The following is a 21,604-nucleotide window of genomic DNA, read 5'->3' on the forward strand; positions in this document are numbered from 1 at the left end:
GATTGCTGAAAAAGAAAAAGGCCTTCAATCGAAGGCCTTTGTTATTTAAGTGAAGTGTCTGAACAGATTAATTATGGCTGACCACGATCAGACGCAGCGAATCCAACTGAACCTGAGCCCGGTTGATGTAACCTGTAAGCTCTTTGATCTGCTCTTCAATCGCCTCAATCTCTTCATCACGAATGTTCGGGTTAACCGCTTTCAGTGCCTGCAAACGCTCAAGCTCTGAGTTCAGACTTTGCTGCATATCCTGCTGAGCCTGCTTGCGCACCTCTTCCACTTTTTCCTCTACCAGAACATCGCCCGCTTCAATCAAACGGTGCACTTCTTTTTGTACTGACGTCACCAACTTGCTGCCAAGGTGGCGGTTTACCGGACTAAGCTGGCGGTTGAAGCCTTCAAATTCCACTTGCGAAGATAAGTCACTGCCACGTGCGTCCATCATAAGACGAATCGGTGTTTTCGGCAGGAAGCGGGTAATACCACTGCGTTTCGGTGCTTGCGCATCCACCGCGTAAATCAACTCAAGCAAAATAGTACCGACTGGCAACGCTTTGTTTTTCAGCAAGGATACCGCAGATGTACCGACACCTTCGCTCATCAGAAGATCGATACCACCTTGAATCATTGGGTGCTCCCAGCTGATAAAGTGCATATCTTCACGGGACAGAGCCGTTTCACGGTCAAAAGTAATGGTCGCGCCTTCATAAGGCAGCCCCGGGTAACTCGGCACCATCATATGCTCAGACGGCGTTACTACTAGTGCGTTCTCGCCCTTGTCATCCTGATTAAGACCAATCGTATCGAACAGAGAAAGTGCAAACGTCACCAGATTAGTATCACCATCCGTCGAGGAAATTTTCTCTACGATTTGCTGCGCTTTCTCACCACCGTTAGAGTGCATTTCTAGCAGACGGTCACGACCTTGTTCTAGTTGAGACTTCAGCTGCTTGTTCATTTTCGCTGATTCTTCAATGATCTCATCCAGTTCGCTAGTGTCGCCGGATGCCAGAATTTCAATCAGAGCATCAGAGTACTTATCGTAAACCGCACGACCTGTCGGACAGGTTTCTGCAAACGCATTCAGACCTTCGTCGAACCAGCGAGCTAAAATCGCTTGCGACGTGCCTTTCAGGTAAGGAACGTGAATATCGATATCGCGGTTTTGACCAATACGGTCAAGACGACCAATACGCTGTTCAAGCAAATCTGGGTTGAACGGCAGATCGAACATCACTAACTGGTTTGCAAACTGGAAGTTACGACCTTCTGATCCGATTTCACTACAGATCAATACCTGCGCGCCGCCCTCTTCTTGCGCAAAATAAGCGGCCGCTTTATCACGTTCAAGAATCGACATCCCTTCATGGAATACGGTTGCACGGATGCCTTCACGCTCACGCAATGCCTGTTCTAGCTGCAATGCGGTGCTAGCGCGAGAAGCAATCACCAGAATCTTGTCACTGCGTTTCTCTTTTACTTTTTCAAGTAACCAGTTTACGCGCGAATCAAACTGCCACCAGCTTGCATCATCTCCTTCAAACTCCTGGAAGATCTCTTCCGGGTAAAGGTTTTTCATCGCACGCGCTTCAGCGCTCATCTTACCGCCAAGCATGCCACCGACACGCATTGAGGTAGTGTACTGCGGTGGAATATCCATTGGCATCAGGTGTACATTACGCACAGGGAAGCCTTTAATCGCAGCACGCGTGTTACGGAACAGGACGCGCCCAGTACCGTGGCGGTCCATCAGGTTGTCAATAAGCTCCTGACGAGCTGAAGCCTTAGCGTCTTCGTCGCTGTTGCTTTCGATAATACGGAACAGTGGCTCAACATCCTGCTCAGACAACAGTTCCGTGATCTGATTTTTCGCTTCATTTGGCAGTTTTTCGCCAGAGAACAACGCTGTAATCGCATCAGCAACCGGAGCGTATTGCTCTTCTTCCTCAACAAACGCTTCGTAATCGTAGAAACGGTCTGGATCAAGCAGACGCAAACGCGCAAAGTGACTTTCGCGACCTAACTGTTCTGGTGTAGCAGTCAGTAGTAGTACGCCGGGTGTGCGTTCAGCCAAGCCTTCAACCACCTGGTATTCTCGGCTTGGTTTATCCTGACTCCACTCAAGGTGGTGCGCTTCATCAACAACCAACAGATCCCACTCACCTTCCAAAGCTTGTTCAAAACGCTTACGGCTCTTGCGCAAGAAATCCAGTGAACACAATACGTATTGTTGGGTATCAAATGGGTTTTCAGCATCGGCGAACGCTTCAATACAGCGCTCTTCATCAAAGATAGAGAAATGCAGGTTGAAACGACGCATCATCTCCACCAGCCACTGATGCTGCAGTGTTTCTGGCACCACAATCAGAATACGCTCTGCACGGCCTGACAGCACCTGCTGGTGAATGATCATGCCTGCTTCGATGGTTTTACCCAGACCAACTTCGTCGGCTAGCAAAACACGAGGAGCATGACGTCGGCCGACTTCATGAGCAATGAACAGCTGGTGAGGGATCAAACCTGCACGCATGCCACACAGACCTCGCATCGGGCTCTTATGTTGTTCAAACTGATTGCTTAAAGCGCGGTAACGCAGAACAAAATTATCCATCCGGTCGATCTGACCTGCGTACAACTTATCCTGAGGTTTGTTAAAACGAATCTGGTTGCTAAGGAAGATCTCTCGCAATACCACCGCCGTTTCTTGCGTATCTTCACGAGTACCGAAATAGGTATAAAGCCCTTCATCTTCCAGCACTTCTTCAACTTTCAGAGACCAACCTTCCTGGCAATCGATAACATCACCAACGTTAAACGTAACTCGGGTAACAGGCGCATCATTACGTGCGTAAACTCGGTTTTCCTCTGATGCTGCAAACATCAATGTCACAGTACGTGCATCCATCGCGACTACCGTACCTAAACCTAAATCACTTTCCGTATCGCTAATCCAGCGCTGCCCCAAAGCAAATGTCATGAATTGACTACCTCGTTATTAATTTTTGATTCGTGTTGGCCTACTCATGTCCGAAGACATGGATATTAGTGTAGATCTGATTCTCGCTTCCGCTACGCCTGTTGAACTTGTCATGCCACTCTGGAGTGAACATTTTTCAATCAGCTCAACATGATAAATCGCGCGTAGCTTGTGCGCAGAAAAAGGCCGCTAATATTACTTTAAGCTGTGATTTAGGTCACGCCGAAACCGCACCAAGCGGAAACTTTTTTTCCGAAACCATAAATGCAATCAAATTGTAAAAAACTGATGTCAATTATTGAGTTGCTACAGGTAAATATTACGTATACTTTGTTTGGGTGCGCTTAAATTCATTGCATATACAATCGCATATAATTTTAAGCGCTTTGGTACACGATTAGGATCAACACGGGTTTGCATACGTTGTCTGCTGCTCGGTTGCACACTAACCGACGACAGTCCGACAACCTCTATTGCAAGCAATCAGAGTTAGGCCAGTTCACACTTATATTTGGCTAAACCATTCGCAAGCAAAGCCGCTTTTAGGCAAGGAGACGCTATGGGCGATACCGATCGGAAACTGTTTGTACTTGACACCAATATTCTTCTTCACGAACCCTTCGCAATCTTCTCTTTCAAAGAACACGACGTCGTCATCCCAATGACCGTTTTGGAAGAACTAGACAGAATCAAAGACAGCAAACGCGATGTTGCACGAGATGCCCGTATCGCAATTCGCGCTTTGGAAGATATGTTTAAAGATGCCACGCCGGATGAAATTTCAGAAGGTATTCCGGTATCAAAAGAGAACCCGGACCATGGTTCTATTTCCATCTTAGCGGATTTCGAACTTCAGGAAACCGTTAAAGCTTTCGCCGATAAAGCCGGCGACAACCGCATCCTCAATGCCGTACTTTATCTGCAGAACAAACGCGCACCACGAGAAGTGGTACTGGTAACCAAAGATATCAACATGCGTCTTCGCGCCAAAGGAGCTGGCGTACGTTATGTTGAAGATTACCGAACCGATCAACTGATTGATGATATTCAGTATCTCACTAAAGGCTTTCAGCAGCGCGAAGGGGATTTCTGGAGCGCAGTCAGTGAGGTTGAAAGCTATGCTCTCGGCGGAAAGACTTACCACAAACTCAGCCGTGAACCTTTTGACCCAACATTCATTAACCAATATGTCATAGACGAAGACAGCGATTTTGCCGGACGAGTTGAATCCATCAATGAAGATAAACTCACCCTGCTCGACCTCAGCCGTGAGCGCATGATGCACCGCCGCGCCTGGGACATTACACCAAAGAACATCTACCAGGCGATGGCGTTAGATTCACTGCTTGACCCTGATATTGATTTAGTGATTCTCACTGGTGCCGCTGGTAGTGGTAAAACGCTGTTAGCGATGGCAGCTGCACTTGAGCAGACTATCGAGAAAAAGATGTTTGATAAGATCATCGTGACGCGAAATACACCAGATATCGGTGAGTCGATAGGCTTCCTGCCGGGTACCGAAGAGGAGAAAATGATGCCATGGCTGGCAGCGGTGACCGATACGCTGGAAGCACTGCATAAAAACGACCACTGTACAGAAGGCTCGCTAAAGTACATTTGCGATAAAGCCAACATCCAGTTTAAGTCGATAAACTTTATGCGCGGCCGCTCAATTCAAAATGCGTTCGTACTACTTGATGAGTGTCAGAACCTAACCGCCTCACAAATCAAGACCATCATCACCCGCTGTGGTGAAGGTACGAAGATTGTCTGTTCCGGTAACCTGGCGCAAATTGACTCGCCTTACCTCACTCCAGTAACGTCCGGATTAACCTACATGGTAGAACGATTCAAGAACTTTGAAGGCAGTTCGAACATTCACCTTAACGGCGTAGTTCGCAGCCGCCTGGCGGAGTTTGCGGAAGAGAACCTCTAACCAAATCAATTGACTGTAAAAGCAAAAGAGCGCTCAGGTGAGCGCTCTTTCTATTATTTGGCACGTTAGCGTTACTCAGTACCGCCAACCGTCAGTGAATCTAATTTCAACGTTGGCTGACCAACGCCAACAGGGACGCTCTGCCCTGCTTTACCACATACACCAACACCTTTGTCGATACTCAGGTCATTACCGACCATTGAGACTTGCTGCATGGCCTCAATACCAGAACCAATCAGTGTCGCCCCTTTCACCGGACGAGTGATTTTGCCGTTTTCAATTAAGTACGCCTCAGAAGCTGAGAAGACAAACTTACCGGAAGTAATATCAACCTGACCGCCACCAAAGTTTGGTGCGTAGAGACCTTTCTCCACCGTCGAGATGATCTCTTCCGGAGTATGCTCACCCGCAAGCATGTAAGTGTTGGTCATGCGCGGCATCGGCAGGTGTGCGTATGATTCACGGCGTCCGTTACCGGTTGGGTTTACCCCCATCAGACGCGCGTTGAGCTTGTCTTGCATGTAACCTTTCAGTACGCCATTTTCAATCAACGTATTGTACTGGCCATTCACGCCTTCATCATCAACGTTCAGTGACCCGCGCAAGTCTTTCAGCGTACCATCATCGACAATCGTACAAAGTGATGAAGTGACTTTCTGCCCCATTTTACCTGAGAACACAGACGACTCTTTACGGTTAAAGTCGCCTTCTAAGCCGTGACCTACCGCCTCATGTAGCAGCACGCCCGGCCAGCCAGATCCCAATACGACAGGCATCATACCTGCAGGAGCAGCTTCGGCTTCTAAGTTAACCAACGCCATGCGGATCGCCTCGTCCGCATAATGGAAAGCTTGTTTCACACCATCAGTTTCAGAAAGGAAAAAATCGTAACCAAAACGACCGCCGCCACCGGCACTTCCGCGCTCACGGCGTTCACCTTTCTGGGCTAATACACTAATCGACAAACGCACTAACGGGCGGATATCACCAGCGTAAGTCCCGTCGGTTGCCGCCACTAACATTTGTTCGTGTACACCACTAATGCTGATCGACACTTCTTTGATCAAAGGCTCTTTAGTGCGGATATAAGCATCAAGTGATTTAAGCAATTCTGTTTTTTGCTGCTTTTCCCAGCCAGCCAGTGGATTCACGGCTTCATAATAAGCCTGGTTATCAGTACGTTTAAACGCCTGAACCTTGCCATTTTGCCCTTGCTGAGCAATGCCTCGCGCTGCCAGAGCACTTTGTTTAAGACCGTCAAGGTTGATCTGGTCTGAGTATGCGAAACCGGTTTTCTCACCAGTTACAGCACGAACCCCGACACCACAATCAATATTAAAAGAGCCATCTTTGATGATGCTGTCTTCCAGAACCAGAGACTCATGCCAGCTGGACTGAAAGTAAATGTCCGCATAATCGATCTGGCGTGTCGCAATGCTCGCTAATGTGTCAGCAATGTCTTGCTCTGTCAGACCGTTTGGGGCGATGAGTGCCTGTTCTATTTGGTTTGTGCTCATAGTTAGCTCTTTATTTCCGTCTCAATTCATTTTGAAAGCGACTGTGTTGAGTCAGCGGCATATTTTGCCTTACTTGCTGGCTCTGTGACAAATCTATATCTGAGACCAGCAATCCTGTCTGACCTTGAAGTTGTTTATGTATTCGTCCCCAAGGGTCGATGACCATAGAGTGTCCCCAGGTTGTCCGGCCACAAGGATGCGTTCCGGTCTGGTTGCTGGCAATAATCCAGCATTGGGTTTCTATCGCCCTGGCACGTAACAGTATTTCCCAGTGCGCTTCTCCTGTGACCGCGGTAAAAGCCGCCGGAACGACGATAATCTCAGCCCCGGCCAAACGCAGCTCTTTGTATAGTTCGGGAAAACGTAGATCATAGCAAATACTCAGACCGATACTGCCAATATCCGTTTCTGCAACCACAATCTGATTACCTGCGGTAAACGTATCCGATTCACGGTAGCTACCATGCCCGTCCGCGACTTCAACATCAAACATATGCAGTTTGTCATAATGGGCAACACACTTTCCGTGCGGTGGAAAAACCAAAGTGGTCGTCGTTACACCTCTGGCTGTTCGGATGGGCATACTGCCAACAATCAGCGTTAGCTGATAATGTTTAGCAATATCCGCCAGGCGCTGCTGTATTACTCCACTTCCAAGTAGTTCAGCATGCTGATGGTAATCTTCACGGCTGGCAAACAACACTGAATTCTCAGGCGTGAGAACCAGTTTCACACCCTGATTTGCTGCCAGTGCACACTGTTCATCGATAAAAGCCAGATTCGCTTCGATATCTGGCCCGGAGGTCATTTGAATAATACCAACACGTTCCATGTGTTTTCCTTTTATTTCTCTGCAACCAATCGCTATTTTGCCTGCTCACGTAGTTTTTCCGGTAACTCGTATTCGCCTCTGCTACGTGAGATCTCTTTTACGGTCGGGGAGTCAAGCGGACCTTTCACCTCATAATTCACCTGCGTAAATACTTCGACAACAGGAGAAATAACCGTTGAGATCGCCAGAACATACAAAGCGGTCTGAGGTGCTACCGCAAAGGCTGTCAGCATGGGTAGCCCGGAGGTAATATCCGGAGTAAACTTAACCTCTGCGTCCACGACTCTGCTGCTCACGTTCGCAATACCGCGGATCTGCATTTCCCCGGCCAACGCATCCATCACAATATCGTTAGTGATAAATACGCCGTCCTGAATTTTTCCGCTGCCGGATATAGAATTGAAGGCCATGCCTTTATCAAACACGTCGGTAAAGTCGAGCTGCATCTTACGAATGATAGAATCAAGGCTGAATAAGCCGAGCAGACGTGCTGCGCCACTCACTTCGCTGATCACCCCTTTACCAAACTCTGTAGATACATCGCCTTGTAGAGATTGTGTCTTCATCGACCACGGTGCGCCATCCCATTCCATGTCAGCATTGATCTCAAATGGCGCTTGCTGAATACCTGAAGTGATCCCGAAACGCTCCATAAGATCCGTATTATTGTCGCCTTTCATTTTCATGGTCATACTGGAGTGACTTCGTTTATCCTTCAGCTCCCACCAACCGCTCAGATCAATACGGTTTTTTCCACTACTGAACCCGATGTTTTTCCACTCCAGGCGATCATTGCTGCGTTGCAGATCGACATTAACTTTACCGACTTTGTAACCCTGCAGCCAAAAATCATCAATGTGTAATGTTAAGTTTGGCATCTCAGCGTGAAGCTGGCGATCAAAGTTAGAGATTAGCGGCGCACTTTGATCTTCACTAGCAAATATTGATGTCCGTTCTTTTTTAAGGTTATCTAACTCGGGCATGTACAAATGCAGATGATCGAGAGACACCGAAAGATCATAAGGCTTAAGGTAGCTTGCTTTACCTTTCACTTCCTGACTGTTTATCTGCAACTGCCAACTTAACCCTTTCTTCTGGGCGTTGAAATTAACATCATGAAAATCAATATTGCCAAACGTTACATTCTGAACATCAAGCAGAACCCGAGACGGCAGCGGAATCGCTGGCGTTTTCATATCAGAGAGAACAGACGACGTATCACTGCTCGGAACACTGACTAATTCGATCCATTTATCCAAATCCAGTTGTTCAAGCTTAACCGACACATTATGCCCGCTGATTGCGCCCTTCCTGAATCCATCCTGACCAAGTATAAGATTGGTTGCCTTTAAGACTGGTACTTCTGCAGAAATATCAATTTCAGCCTGATATTTCGCCTGCGGCAGTTGTAAACGCGCAGAAATGCTTTCCTGATTGCCGGATGCCTGCAGTTTCGCCTTACCGGACGCTCCCGCTTTCTTCGAAAGTGGGTATGGATACTTGCTCGCCACACGATTCAGCTGAGCTGCCACATCGACCTGATAAGTAAAACCGACATCATTGAGCTGCAAATCGACATCCATCTGCCACGGAGCATGACCTGAAACCAAATTCAGCCACTTATCTCCTAGGTAAGGCTTAAGCGGCTCGACATCCCAGTCCCCCAGAGTATCGATACTAACGTCATAACCTTGCTCTGAACTTTCACCACGAAAATCAAGTGAAATAGACTGGGACAACAGCTCTGCAGCCAGGCCTGACGTGGTAACAACATCATTATCAAACGTAACCCGTCCGGTCGCTTTTTCCAGCGTCATTGGTGGTGCATCTATATCGACTCGATTGTCTTTAAGATCGGCGAAACCCCACGCTCTCGGTTCTTTTTCTTTATCAAACGGAATATTAAGATGGAATTCAGAATACACCGGACCACTGACCTGCAAAGCTGTCAGCGCGGCGCCAACTGAATCAACCAAAGGCGTAGCCATCATATAATCACGGACTTCGTTACCCGGCGCACTGGCTTTGGCTTCAATTTCAATGTGACCGTCTGGAGCTAGCTCAGGAATACGCCCCGTAATGCGCTTAGCTTGCACACCGTTTAGTGTTGCAGATTTGGAATCCAGATACATGGCATCATTTTCAAACAGCAAATCCAGCTGCAAATCAGTAATAATTGGCCATGCGGTATCAAAACTGAACTTGCCCTCTTTAAGCCCTACCCACGCCTGGAACATGCCGTTATTGTCTTTGTACGGGAAATCACCCAGCTCGCCGTACCACAGCAACTTTGCGGTATTAACTTTACCGCCCTGAATCGCTGTGGAAAGGTAATCGGTGAGGTCCTGCCCTAAGGCTAATGTAGGTAAATAGCGCCAGGTTTCCCCCGCATTGAACGCATCTGCCTCAGCATAAAAAGACAAAAACGGACTCTGCTCTTTCGGAAAATCTAAACGAAAAGCGCCCAGAACCTGAAGGTCCGGGGTAGCTGCGGTGACTTTATCCGCCCACAAACGCCAGCCTAGTTCATCCTGTTGCCAGACAATATCAACTTCACCTTGCTTTATATTCAGCGGAGCCTGAAACACATCCCCATAAGGAAAGACATCATCAATTACAGTCACATTCGCTTGCGCCTGACTGATATCACCAGATACCGAGCCTTGCACATGCTGAAAACCAGGCAGTAATTCCCACTGAGTTATACCCAGTTCATCCAGTTTTGCCGAGTATCGCAAAGTGTCCAAACCACCATGCATCGACAGGCGAATGTCTTCTACTCGCCCCTTAGGCTGCAACTTATTGACGATGTCACTGACTGATTCCGAGTCAGGAGCGAGTTTGAGCAAAGGTGTTACGGATTCAATATCGATCTGAGACAGGTTAAGTGTCCACCCTTCAGGCTGCCAGTCAAACGCCACATCCAGTTCAGGCCAAGTGCTTTCATCCGTGCGGATATAAAGTGAGTGACCATTTACTTTCCATCCATCTTTCTCCGGTACCAGTTTAAAGAAACCAGACTCAACAAACAGCTCATGTCTGCCATTTTCATTCCAGACTAATTCAGAAGGCTGCAGTTCGACATAGGCGTAATTGGGCTGACTGTGCTTCAGGGTCAGCCAGGTGTTCAAACTGACTTTGCCAGACTCAATACCCGACTCGGCTTGCATGTAGGTCGTCAGCCAGGGGGAAACAGAAACATCTTGGGCACTGACAAAAAACTCTCCGGAGACATCACGAAGGGATCCGTGATCTTTAAAGTCAGCACGTACTAACAAAGAGTTCATTTTGGCTTCCGCAATACTCACGGTACCTTCAGCAAGATGGCGCTTGCCCTTATTGCTCCAACGAAGTCGCTCGATATCAAGACGCCTTGTTTCCCCTGATACAGACTTATACCAGATACGTGAATCTGTAATCGTAAAGTCTTCGAATTGGCGCAATAAAAGAGAGTCGAGCTGATCTATTAAATTTACGTCGCGCTCTTCTGCGGTTAGAACCGGCCCCGAAGGCTCACTATTAGGCAACATATCCACGCTGCGGATATTCAGCCACAATTTGTCGATGGTAAGATCTGCGACGATAGGCTTGAACTGCAGTAGTGACTGAATCAAGTCAAATTCAACCTGAATCTCGTCAACAGCAAAGCGGACTTCTTTATTATTAGGCAGGTTAGCCTGTAGGTCTGTTAATGTAATCGACGGATGGTTGTTACGCCAGGAACCCGCAACGCTGGAGATAGAAAAATCAAAACCTGTGCCTTGTCTGACCCAGGTTTTGATTTCACCTTGGAAATGATCGAGTTGTGGTAGTGTGACACGCAATGTCGTTACGACAATGGCTAGTAAAACCAATATCGCGGCTAAACTCCATGCACAAAAGCGCGCCAAACGTTGAAAACCAGAATTCACAAATGTCCCAATTACATCATCACGACGTCAAACTGTTCCTGAATATACAGGGGCTCAGCCTGAATTCGAACCTGCTTACCAATAAACACTTCAAGCTCTGCCAGCGCGTGTGACTCATCACCAAGTAACGCTTCCGCGACAAACGGTGACGCATACACAACAAAATTATCCGCATCGTAAGCTCGATTCACCCGGGTAATTTCGCGCAGAATCTCGAAACATACAGTCTCGACCGTTTTCACTGTGCCGCGACCTTCACAAGTAGGACAACCGGAACAAAGTATATGTTCAATACTTTCGCGTGTACGTTTTCGCGTCATCTCAACCAGCCCCAGCTGAGTAAAACCATTAATATTGGTTTTTACCCGATCTTTCGACAATGCCGCTTCCAGAGAGGAGAGTACACGTTGACGGTGATCGTCAGAGGCCATATCGATAAAATCGATAATTATGATGCCACCAAGATTACGCAGCCGTAGTTGACGAGCAATCGCCTGAGTCGCTTCAATGTTGGTATTGAAAATGGTTTCTTCCAGATTACGACGACCGACAAATGCCCCCGTATTAATGTCGATAGTGGTCATCGCTTCGGTTTGATCAATGATCAGATAACCGCCGGATTTAAGTTCCACCTTACGCTCTAAAGAGCGTTGGATCTCATTCTCCGTATCGTACATATCAAAGATCGGCTTATCGCCTTCATACAGCTCTAGCTTCTCTGTCAGTTCAGGGACGTATTCAGAAGTGAACTCTAGGAGATTCTCATACTCTAGGCGGGAGTCGATTTGGATTTTATCCAGCTCTGTGCCGACAAAATCACGCAGAATACGCTGAGCCAGTCCCGGCTCTCCGTAAAGCGTGGAACGGGTTTTGTACTTAGAGCGACGCTCTACGACTTTTAGCCATAAACGCTTTAAAAATGCTGCATCCTGAGAAAGCTCTTTTTCATCAGCGCCTTCTGCCGCAGTACGGATAATGAACCCACCGTGCTCATCACAGTAGTGACTCACGACTTTCTTCAGGCGTTCACGCTCACTTTCACTTTCGATTCGTTGAGAAACCCCCACATGACTCGCCCCCGGCATGAAAACAAGATAACGTGAAGGAAGAGTTATGTCGGTAGTTAAGCGAGCACCTTTGGTACCCAACGGATCTTTAACCACTTGCACAACGATATCCTGTCCCTGACGAACCAGTTCAGAAATATCACGAACCTGAAATTGCTGTTTTTCGTTTTCTGCCACACATTCAGTATGCGGGACAATATCAGACGCATGTAAAAATGCGGCTTTATCTAAGCCAATATCAACAAAAGCAGCCTGCATACCAGGCAATACACGGCTTACTTTGCCTTTGTATATATTGCCTACAATACCGCGACGGGATTCGCGTTCGATATGAATTTCTTGCAGTACTCCACCTTCAATCATGGCCACACGAGTTTCACTCGGGGTCACGTTTAGCAGCAATTCAGCACTCATGTGCACACCTCAATATAATTATAAAAATTCTTGAATTAGCTGATCGGTTTCGAACAAAGGTAAGCCTACTACAGCGTGATAACTGCCTTCGATTCGGGTGACAAAACGCCCTCCGAGTCCCTGAATACCATAACTTCCAGCTTTATCGCATGGTTCACCTGACTTCCAGTATTGTTCGATTTCTTCATGAGTCAATGGCTTGAACCATACGTCAGTGATGACCACCACTGAATGTTGTTGTTGCGCAGAAACAACACTTACCGCAGTCATCACCTGATGACCTCGTCCCGATAAGCGAGTAAGCATACGCTTCGCATCTTCAAAACTGTCTGGTTTCTCTAATACCTGATCGTCACTTACCACCACGGTATCAGAGCCCAGTACAACGGAATCAGGCTTAGCCAATGCTAAGCCTGCCTGCGCTTTTTCTAGAGAGAGACGTAATACATAATCGCACGCCTGCTCATCAGCCCGTTTAGCTTCCTCAATGTCAGGTATTACAATGTCAAAGTCGTAACCTAACTGAGCCAGCAGTTCTTTTCTTCTCGGAGAGCCTGAAGCGAGAACAAGTGATAAGCCTTTTTCCACAATACTACCTAACGTGCCATGCCCGACGCACTCGTCGCATTAGCAAAAACATCCATGGCCAAAGTATACAGTTTATTGCCGCCGTCCACAGGGATAATGGATTGAATACTACGTCCTGGTTCAAATATTCTCCACAGAATATCATCAGCTCCAGCAACACAGTAAAGAAGGCAATAAGAATCGCTTGTTGCCATAACGCCATGTTGCGGATCAGCAAGAAATTCAATGCGACTAAGTAAATGATGATTGACATCATCATGCCTCTGATTCCCAGTGTAGACCCGACCAGAATGTCCCACACCAAGCCCAGAATTAATGCAGTTCCCACATTTACGCGGTTGGGTAAAGCCAGTACCCAGTAACAGGTGACTAAGAACAGCCACGACGGACGAAACAACTCTAATCCGCCGGGCCAGGGAATCGTCTGTAATACCAGAGCAACGAAGAAACTAACACCAATAACCATCCGGCTACGAAATACATTACTGGCCATCAGTTACCTCTTGTTGTACTTGTTCCAGTTCTTCTTCCACATTCGATTGTAATACTTTGTGCTGGCGGTCTTCGTTCGGCCAGATGAGCAGCAGATAGCGCAGACGATCAAACTCAACAACCGGATCGGCTTTAATCGACGCAAATTCCTGATGCGTATCCAGATCTACTTTGGTCACATTGGCTACCGGATAACCTTCAGGATAAATCCCACCTAACCCAGATGTCACCAGCAAGTCACCGACCTGAATATCGGTACTGGTCGGAATATGTTCCAGCTGGATTTCGTCCATCTCACCGTTACCCGATGCAATCACACGGATATCATTACGAATCACCTGGACAGGAATCGCGTTCTTCGCATCAGTGAGCAGCAATACGCGAGCGTTATGCGCAGCCACAAACGTAACCTGACCAACAATGCCTTTCTCATTGATCACTGGCTGGCCGACGTATACCCCATCAACATGCCCTTTATCAATAACCACCTGATGACGGTAAGGTGATGTGTCAACGGCCATCACTTCAGTAACGACTTTCTTTTCATCACGGACAAAGGAGGAGTCCAGTAGTTTACGTAGACGTTGGTTTTCTTCTTTGTATTGATCAAGCAAGATAAGCTCGCTTTTCAGACGCAGCAGTTCTCGCTTCAACTTACGGTTGCCTTCAACCAATGTCTGATGCGTGTTAAAGCGCTCGAATGCTCCGTCAAATAAACTACGAGGTAGATTCGCAGCATATTGAATCGGCGACACCGCACTGTTTAATAAATAACGGACATTAGAGAACGTATCCAGACGGCTATCAGCCAGCATTAAGCTCGCCGACACCAAGACAGCTAAAAACAGACGTAATTGCAGAGACGGGCCTCTGCCAAAGATCGGGTTCATCTTGTTTTAGACCTGATTGCTTCCACTTTCATGAGCCTTAACTGGCAGCCTGAAGCATACCTAGAAAGCCTCAGATAGGGAGCATGTTTGAATTACAGAGAGAGCAGAAATGAAGGAGAAGCTCGTCCGGAGCTTCTCCTAAATTTTATTCTTCAGAAAACAGATCGCCGCCATGCATATCGATCATTTCTAAAGCTTTACCGCCACCACGGGCCACACAAGTCAGTGGATCTTCAGCGATAACAACCGGGATACCCGTTTCTTCCATTAACAGACGGTCAAGATCTTTCAGTAGTGCACCACCACCAGTCAGAACCATACCATTTTCCGAGATATCAGAAGCCAGTTCTGGCGGACACTGCTCTAGTGCAACCATAACTGCAGATACGATACCAGATAGCGGCTCCTGCAATGCTTCAAGAATCTCGTTAGAGTTCAGAGTAAAGCTGCGAGGCACACCCTCTGCAAGGTTACGGCCGCGAACTTCAATTTCTAGTACTTCATCGCCAGGGTAAGCAGAACCGATTTCGTGTTTGATTTTTTCTGCCGTTGCTTCACCAATCAGGCTGCCGTAGTTACGACGCACGTAGTTGATAACCGCCTCATCAAAACGGTCACCACCGATACGTACAGAAGATGAATAAACCACACCATTCAAAGAGATAACTGCAACTTCAGTGGTACCACCACCGATATCAACAACCATAGAACCTGTTGGCTCAGATACACGCAAACCTGCACCAATTGCCGCCGCCATTGGCTCGTCAATCAGGTAAACCTCTCGTGCGCCAGCACCTAGTGCTGATTCACGGATCGCACGGCGCTCAACTTGAGTAGAACCACAAGGAACACATACTAGTACGCGTGGGCTTGGTTTTAGGACGCTGTTGTCATGCACTTGCTTAATGAAGTGTTGCAGCATTTTTTCAGTTACGTAGAAATCAGCAATTACACCGTCTTTCATCGGACGAATAGCAGAAATGTTACCCGGTGTACGACCAAGCATTTGCTTTGCGGCGTGACCTACAGCAGCAACGCTTTTTGCAGAACCTGCTCGGTCTTGACGAATAGCAACTACAGAAGGCTCATCAAGGACAATACCCTGCCCTTTTACGTAAATTAGAGTGTTGGCAGTACCTAAATCGATAGATAAATCGTTAGAAAACATGCCACGAAGTTTCTTAAACATACTCTTCGTTCATCCTGCAAAAATATAAAAGACAAAAATTGCCCTAAATGTACCAATGCCTCGCCGTTACAGCAAGGCATTGGTACGTAAACATGGGTAGAAAACCCAATTTATTGCAATTTCCTTACTTAAGGCGAAAAACCGAAGTGTATTACTGCCCAGTCAGACCCGGCTCGCCTCGATAAATGACACGGTCATTGCCACGATGGATACCAAACGTAACTACTGAAGAGGGGTTTTCTTCCACTACAAGTTCACTTTCGCCCTCTTCCTCCCAGTTATACTTTAGCCAAGGAAGTGCATTAGAGCCTTCATTAAGTTCTAACCATACACGCGTTTGCTGACGATAGGGCTCAGCCTCCGTTGCAGTTACGGAGCGAGAAGAACCTTGAGCCACTTCGCCGCCAGCCCCCAAAGTTACTATCTTTGAGCCAACTTCAGGCCAGATAGGCCGCTGCGTATCTTTTTCAGTCACACCAAATACACGGGTTTGGCTATCATCCAGATTGACAATAAAACGACTTCCATTCCAGTATTCGACCCTTAGCGGAATATGTAAAGTTGAGCCTTGGCTTCCACCCACATCATCAAGATCGACACGACCAAAACGGATATCAGGTTGCACAGCAAGAATACCCTCTTCCACAGCGACTGGATCGACGTTTGCACTGACTCCAAGTCCACTAATAGAAACTTCAGTATAATGATTGTCTGTGTAAGTACTAATCTCAGAAAAATTCAAAGGGCCATCAGGTTTATAGCTTGTTGTGTCTTTAGCCATGACGATGCCATCATTCACCGAGCCTTCAAAACGGCCAATACTGCGTGAATTTACACCTGTAAGTCCGTTATCTTCCCAGGAACCACTGTATGTTTTGGGAGTTGAGAATCGAGCAGCGTATTCACCGGACTCGATCAAACTAAACTGAGCCTGTAGTGATTCACTGAAGAACTTATAATTATTCAGTGTTGTGTATTTCTCACTCAAAGCTTCTATATAAAACACTTTTGCTCCAAAAGGCTGTCCCATATAGGTGAAACTCTGGCTATTTGGATATGCCCATTCATTTGTGTTTATATCATCTTTATAAACATGGAAATATTTAGGATAAAAACGGCCAATATTCCGGTAACCCAGTTGTGTACATTCATACCAATCTTCTAAACCAATTGGCGAACCGCACGTCTGAGAATAGTTCTCGGTGGATGCCATCACTTTTAAACTACCAACATCATTCCAGTACAGGTTAGTAAACTTGTACTCTTTGTCACTGTTTACTCTTGGTTTAGCCATTTCGTCACTGGAAGCCAGCAAAACGTTTGATTCGTGTAAGTCTGGTGTAGCCACTTCACTGGACAGTTTGACATGATTACTAAAAGAGCTGTCTAAGAAAAAATTAGAGGTGATATTTGAGGCACTGCACCAGGCACTGTTGGACTCAACTTCCCCAGCTATCGCTGACTGATACTTTACTGGCACCACCCGGAGATCAAACTCTTTACCCGCAGCTATAAAACCAGCCCCTCCTGAAGAGGTACCCGTTGCAGAATCAAGATCAGTGTTGTTCGTCGAACACAAAGCAAATGTCCATGGACGAGAATACACCATGAAATTTCCTTTAAGCGCACCGCGACCTTCAATCGGACAATCCGCTAACCCACTACAATCAAAATCCGTATCTTCCAGGCTAACTTCAATTTTTCCTGCGTTGTCTAATGCAAGCCCACTATTCGCAGTACCTGATGTAAATTCAGGAGCATAAGTAAGACTGCCGCTCGCGCCACTTGAAGGTGTAGACCAGGAATACTTGACTAGAGGCAAACCGCTATACGCTGCGTCAACGACTCCGCCATTGTCATCACAAGCCAGTGCCTTTACTTCAACGTTCTCGGCTTTATTTGCAATGACATACTGATCATCGACTGAAAATTTGTAAGGAACAAACTCGTAGCTACCCGAGACCGAGCTGTTCTGCTCGCCCTCGATATATGCAGTAACCGATACGGACCGGCTTGCACCGCCACTTTGAATAGTAAATTGATTGCTGACGCCAGAATATCGTTGCTCTGAACCATCAAAAGTAACCACAACCGTGCCATTGAAGCCTGATGCTAACTGACCGTTCTCTATTACAGAAACGGTTGGCATGATGTCCTCACAGACCAGCGCGATATCGGTTTCAGGCGAGAGTACCAGTGTATAGTTGCCATCAACAGGAGTGGAATCCAGACATGATGATGAAGCAAATATTTGCGCGCCGCTATTGAGCTGGACACTAACTGCAGTTACTGCACCATAAACCTTGGAAGCATTTGTAAACTGTACTGATTCAGTATTTTCAGCAGTAGCTTCACTATAAAGGAGACCGATAAAGGTAGCCGAGTTATTAAAGCTTACTTTGGGCAATTGACTTGGAACTGAGTCATAAACATTGACCCTGAGGTAACCATCGTATTGGCTGTTGTTATCAATATCTGCGATATCCATACCAAGGAAACCACCAACGTTAAGCTCCTTTACATTGAGAATAACTTCTTGTCCTTCCGGGACGACAATACTTCCCGAAGAGTTTACCTCAATCCGGTCCACCCAATAGGTCCCACTCATTAATGTGAGAACACCACCGTTCCCGACACTTAGAGTACCTTCTACCTGACGCCCTGCTTCCCATGTTTCCGGGGAGCCGACCCAGAGGGACCCACTTTCGCCGGAGGCAGGAAAGGCTTGCAGAGTCTGACGCTGCACTCTGAGACTAGAATCCCCCCAACACCTTTCATTGTCACAGCCGGCATTTATCTGCTGTTCCCAGTCAGGAGCAGGACCGGTCAGGTCACCAAAAACGTTATCTTCATCGAAGCCAACGATTCGTTTCCCTGTGGTTAGATTCTTTGTAGCACCTCTGATTTGGGCATTACCTGAAATATACAATCTGCCGTTACCACGGCCATCACCATACCAAGTCTGTACCACCGAGTTAAATGCATCACAGACATCACCAAATTCTGGTAATTGCGGATGTTCAGCCTCATCCGAGCATTCAACATTCGAAACATTATCCCCTTCAACCTTGAACGAACCATTACCGGTACCCAGGTTTTCCGTCGCTTCGTTAATCTTTACATACGACGCTTCAGGTTCACCATCGAGCTTACGGTAATAGGTCAGAGTGTTTGTGGCGCTTTCATAAGTGATCAGGACATTGTAGTGACTCCCGACCGCAAGACCTGACTCGTAAAACGTCCTTGGAAAGGCCTTGTAATCATCAGGAATTTTATCTGCATCTGTATACCACAGGACATACCCGCTGTTCCCCCGCTCAAGAGTTACAGAATAACCTGAGTTCGCTGTAACCAACGCGTTAAGGACGATGGAAAAGTCTCGATCGCCATGAGGCTGATTGTTACCAGAGCATGTATCAAACTGAGCAAAAACGACGCGAGGAAAAAACAAAAATACTGCAAGTAAAACAGCGATCAACTTTTTCATAATTATTCTATTCCCGAACCCAAACTTCCTGCTGGCGCTGTACTTTCGATGGGCCAGAACCACACGTTGCCACACTTTTGAAAACATAAAGCTCAGCATCTCCGTCATCACTCTCGCCCGGTAATTGACCTGCACTTTTACACTCTAACTTTTCAATTCTACAGCCCGTATCAACCAAGCCATTTTCTGGCGCTAAGGTACCAGCCTGAATATCATCACAAAGACTTGAAACTGCGGCTGAACTACCGACAGGAAAAAACTTGGTCAGCACCCAATCATTACTTGACTGAGCAGCGAACCATGCCTTCGTACCAAGGAACTCTTTTGTGAGAGCAGAATGATCAGACCAACCCACGCGTGCTAATGATGCCGCCAAATACCCCATGACAATTATGACGAATAAGACCACCACCAACACATTACCTTTTTGATGATTACGGAACATTAAGCACCTGCACGTCATGTTGATAGACACTACGCTCATCCGACTGGCTGAACTCCAGCTTTAAATGCACCAATCCGCCTCGGTGAAGCGATGCGTCACTATATTTAAAATAACTTTGTGTTTGATCAGCAGAGTAAACCAGATCGCCAGCGACGGTAACGTCATTGCGCTGAAGCTCTGAACCGAAAAAACAATATTTGATTAATTTCGATGGATCGTAGATATAGTGGCGGTTTGAAACGGAACTACTACTGAGTTCGCCTTTGGCAATGGTATAAACGTCTCCCTCAACAGTTGAACCTTCAAGGCTAATACTATTCGCAGAAGAGCTTAAATCACTCAGTCGTGTCGGATTAATCACCAACCTCAAGCCATCATTGATATCTGACTGCGTTTCCCATGCGCCGACCACGAACTTAATTTCATCGCCGCTAAAGGAATAAAATCCTGAGTAAAAGATAGGCATGAACTCGAGACACCCATCAGCTATAGAAAAACTATTCGGTACCGCATGGCGAATCTCACGCGACATTTTCTCAATCACAAACTGTGCTTGTGACTGCAATCGTTGCCGTTTAACGGAATCCGCATATCCGGTCATCCCAAGACGTACAAAACTGGTAATGCCCAGGGTAATAATACTGCCTATGACAATCGTCATGACCATTTCAATTAGAGTGAAACCACGTATTTTCATCAGTAGTTACCCCGAATCGCAGAAAGGGTCATTGGCTGCGCCCGGCCGGCATAAATGGTCATCGTCACGCGTTTATAGTCCGTGATAGCACCAAAATCTTCGCCACCTTCAGTCACATAACTTACATCAATTTCGACACGGAAGTTTTTGTAATCCTCTTCCAAGAGCTCTCCGAGAGCATTACTTAGCTGATGTTGCGGTGATGATTCACAGCTTCCCTGAGTAGTTTGCGTATACCAGCAGCCGATATAATCATCGACATCATTAAAATCAGCCGGGGTTAATTCGCCATCATCAGCCTCTAGAACACTTGAGCAAGCGGGAGCGCCCAGAATACTCTCGCCACAACGAATCTGGCCGCCATCAAAATCACTGTTTTCATCAAAGCCTCGCGCAAGTATCTGTGACATAAAACCCTGAGCTAAAGCAGCAGCTCGGCTTTGGTAGTGAGGAATAGCCGAATCACGAACCTGAGGGATAAGAAACGAAGTGAACGCCGCCATCGCAATGCCCATTAACACAATCGCGATGATCATCTCGACTAAGGTCATACCGCGAACCTTTTTCATGAGCAGTCCCCTCTTGATACATAGCCCTGGCTATTGATGAGGACTTCACAGCGGCTGTTGCCACTTTTATCTTCAATCCAAATCGAAATGTTTCCACTATTTAAGCCCACCGGATTTCCGAGTAAATCGAAATCAATGTAACCAGGGGCAGGACTATTAGTAACAGAAAAGGCAACATAATCATCGGCAACAACATCACTGCGCGAGGCCCGATCATCTTCGCTTAACGCGCACGCTGCAACAGACCCAATGCATGACTCCTCAACTCGTAGACGAAAATTACCATCCATATCAATGATGTCATCAGGGTCAGTGAGGTTCGACTGCATTCGGTTGAGCTGTACCTGACGAATGACCGAAATGACTTGATCCTGAAGCGCATAAGCAGAAAAACTGCTCTTACCGATAAAACGGCTCGCGGCAAAGAGTGAAACAATAGAAAGGAGAACGATCACCAGGATCAGTTCGATTAAGGTGAACCCTGATGCGGAGCGGCGAATTTTCATGATCCAACCCTGGGCTTAGAATGAGCGAGACAATTATACGATGAAATGATGATAAAAATGATAGGTTTATCATTTTTTAAAAAGACA

Annotated in this window: 15 protein-coding genes; 1 reads left to right on the forward strand and 14 read right to left on the reverse strand. The window is 46.8% G+C overall.

Annotated elements, in window-relative coordinates; all coding sequences use genetic code 11:
• Window positions 1-67 precede the first annotated feature (67 nt).
• Entirely contained in the window at window positions 68-2,977 is a 2,910-nt protein-coding gene (rapA, locus tag KHN79_RS12155; protein ID WP_182010976.1) for an RNA polymerase-associated protein RapA, read from the reverse strand.
• Between the two features lie 559 nt (window positions 2,978-3,536).
• Here rapA and KHN79_RS12160 point away from each other — a divergent pair.
• Window positions 3,537-4,913, forward strand: a complete 1,377-nt coding sequence (locus KHN79_RS12160) for a PhoH family protein (RefSeq protein ID WP_182010974.1) — start codon at window positions 3,537-3,539, stop codon at window positions 4,911-4,913.
• A 71-nt stretch (window positions 4,914-4,984) separates the two neighbouring features.
• On the opposite strand, the gene tldD is transcribed toward KHN79_RS12160, so the two are convergent.
• The 13 genes from tldD to KHN79_RS12225 all read right to left on the reverse strand — a co-directional run bounded on the left by tldD (window position 4,985) and on the right by KHN79_RS12225 (window position 21,517).
• On the reverse strand, window positions 4,985-6,430 hold the full coding sequence (gene tldD, locus KHN79_RS12165) for a metalloprotease TldD (protein WP_182010972.1): 1,446 nt from the start codon (window positions 6,428-6,430) through the stop codon (window positions 4,985-4,987).
• A 10-nt stretch (window positions 6,431-6,440) separates the two neighbouring features.
• On the reverse strand, window positions 6,441-7,262 hold the full coding sequence (locus tag KHN79_RS12170; protein WP_182010970.1) for a carbon-nitrogen hydrolase family protein: 822 nt from the start codon (window positions 7,260-7,262) through the stop codon (window positions 6,441-6,443).
• 32 nt (window positions 7,263-7,294) lie between these two features.
• Window positions 7,295-11,173, reverse strand: a complete 3,879-nt coding sequence (locus KHN79_RS12175; protein WP_182010968.1) for a YhdP family protein — start codon at window positions 11,171-11,173, stop codon at window positions 7,295-7,297.
• Between the two features lie 11 nt (window positions 11,174-11,184).
• Entirely contained in the window at window positions 11,185-12,654 is a 1,470-nt protein-coding gene (gene rng / locus KHN79_RS12180) for a ribonuclease G (RefSeq protein ID WP_182010966.1), read from the reverse strand.
• A gap of 18 nt (window positions 12,655-12,672) precedes the next feature.
• Entirely contained in the window at window positions 12,673-13,242 is a 570-nt protein-coding gene (locus tag KHN79_RS12185; RefSeq protein ID WP_182010964.1) for a Maf family protein, read from the reverse strand.
• Window positions 13,243-13,246: 4 nt separating this feature from the next.
• Window positions 13,247-13,735: a rod shape-determining protein MreD gene (gene mreD / locus KHN79_RS12190; RefSeq protein ID WP_182010961.1), complete on the reverse strand. Its 489-nt coding sequence runs from the start codon at window positions 13,733-13,735 to the stop codon at window positions 13,247-13,249.
• Entirely contained in the window at window positions 13,725-14,624 is a 900-nt protein-coding gene (mreC, locus tag KHN79_RS12195) for a rod shape-determining protein MreC (protein WP_182010959.1), read from the reverse strand. The genes mreD and mreC overlap by 11 nt, the downstream gene beginning before the upstream one ends.
• A 145-nt stretch (window positions 14,625-14,769) precedes the next feature.
• Complete coding sequence (locus tag KHN79_RS12200; RefSeq protein ID WP_182010957.1) at window positions 14,770-15,813, reverse strand: rod shape-determining protein; 1,044 nt, start codon at window positions 15,811-15,813, stop codon at window positions 14,770-14,772.
• Window positions 15,814-15,964: 151 nt separating this feature from the next.
• Entirely contained in the window at window positions 15,965-19,300 is a 3,336-nt protein-coding gene (locus KHN79_RS12205; protein WP_182010955.1) for a DUF6701 domain-containing protein, read from the reverse strand.
• Between the two features lie 7 nt (window positions 19,301-19,307).
• Window positions 19,308-19,745, reverse strand: coding sequence for an MSHA biogenesis protein MshP (locus tag KHN79_RS12210; protein ID WP_182010953.1), 438 nt, complete (start codon window positions 19,743-19,745; stop codon window positions 19,308-19,310).
• Complete coding sequence (locus KHN79_RS12215) at window positions 19,735-20,442, reverse strand: prepilin-type N-terminal cleavage/methylation domain-containing protein (protein WP_182010951.1); 708 nt, start codon at window positions 20,440-20,442, stop codon at window positions 19,735-19,737. Before KHN79_RS12215 ends, KHN79_RS12210 begins: the two co-directional genes overlap by 11 nt.
• Entirely contained in the window at window positions 20,442-21,011 is a 570-nt protein-coding gene (locus KHN79_RS12220) for a prepilin-type N-terminal cleavage/methylation domain-containing protein (RefSeq protein WP_182010949.1), read from the reverse strand. The genes KHN79_RS12215 and KHN79_RS12220 overlap by 1 nt, the downstream gene beginning before the upstream one ends.
• A complete protein-coding gene (locus tag KHN79_RS12225; RefSeq protein WP_182010946.1) occupies window positions 21,008-21,517 on the reverse strand; it encodes a type II secretion system protein in 510 nt (169 codons plus the stop codon). The genes KHN79_RS12220 and KHN79_RS12225 overlap by 4 nt, the downstream gene beginning before the upstream one ends.
• Between the last annotated feature and the right edge of the window lie 87 nt (window positions 21,518-21,604).

The sequence above is a fragment of the Vibrio sp. B1FLJ16 genome (assembly GCF_905175385.1).
GTDB lineage: Bacteria > Pseudomonadota > Gammaproteobacteria > Enterobacterales > Vibrionaceae > Vibrio.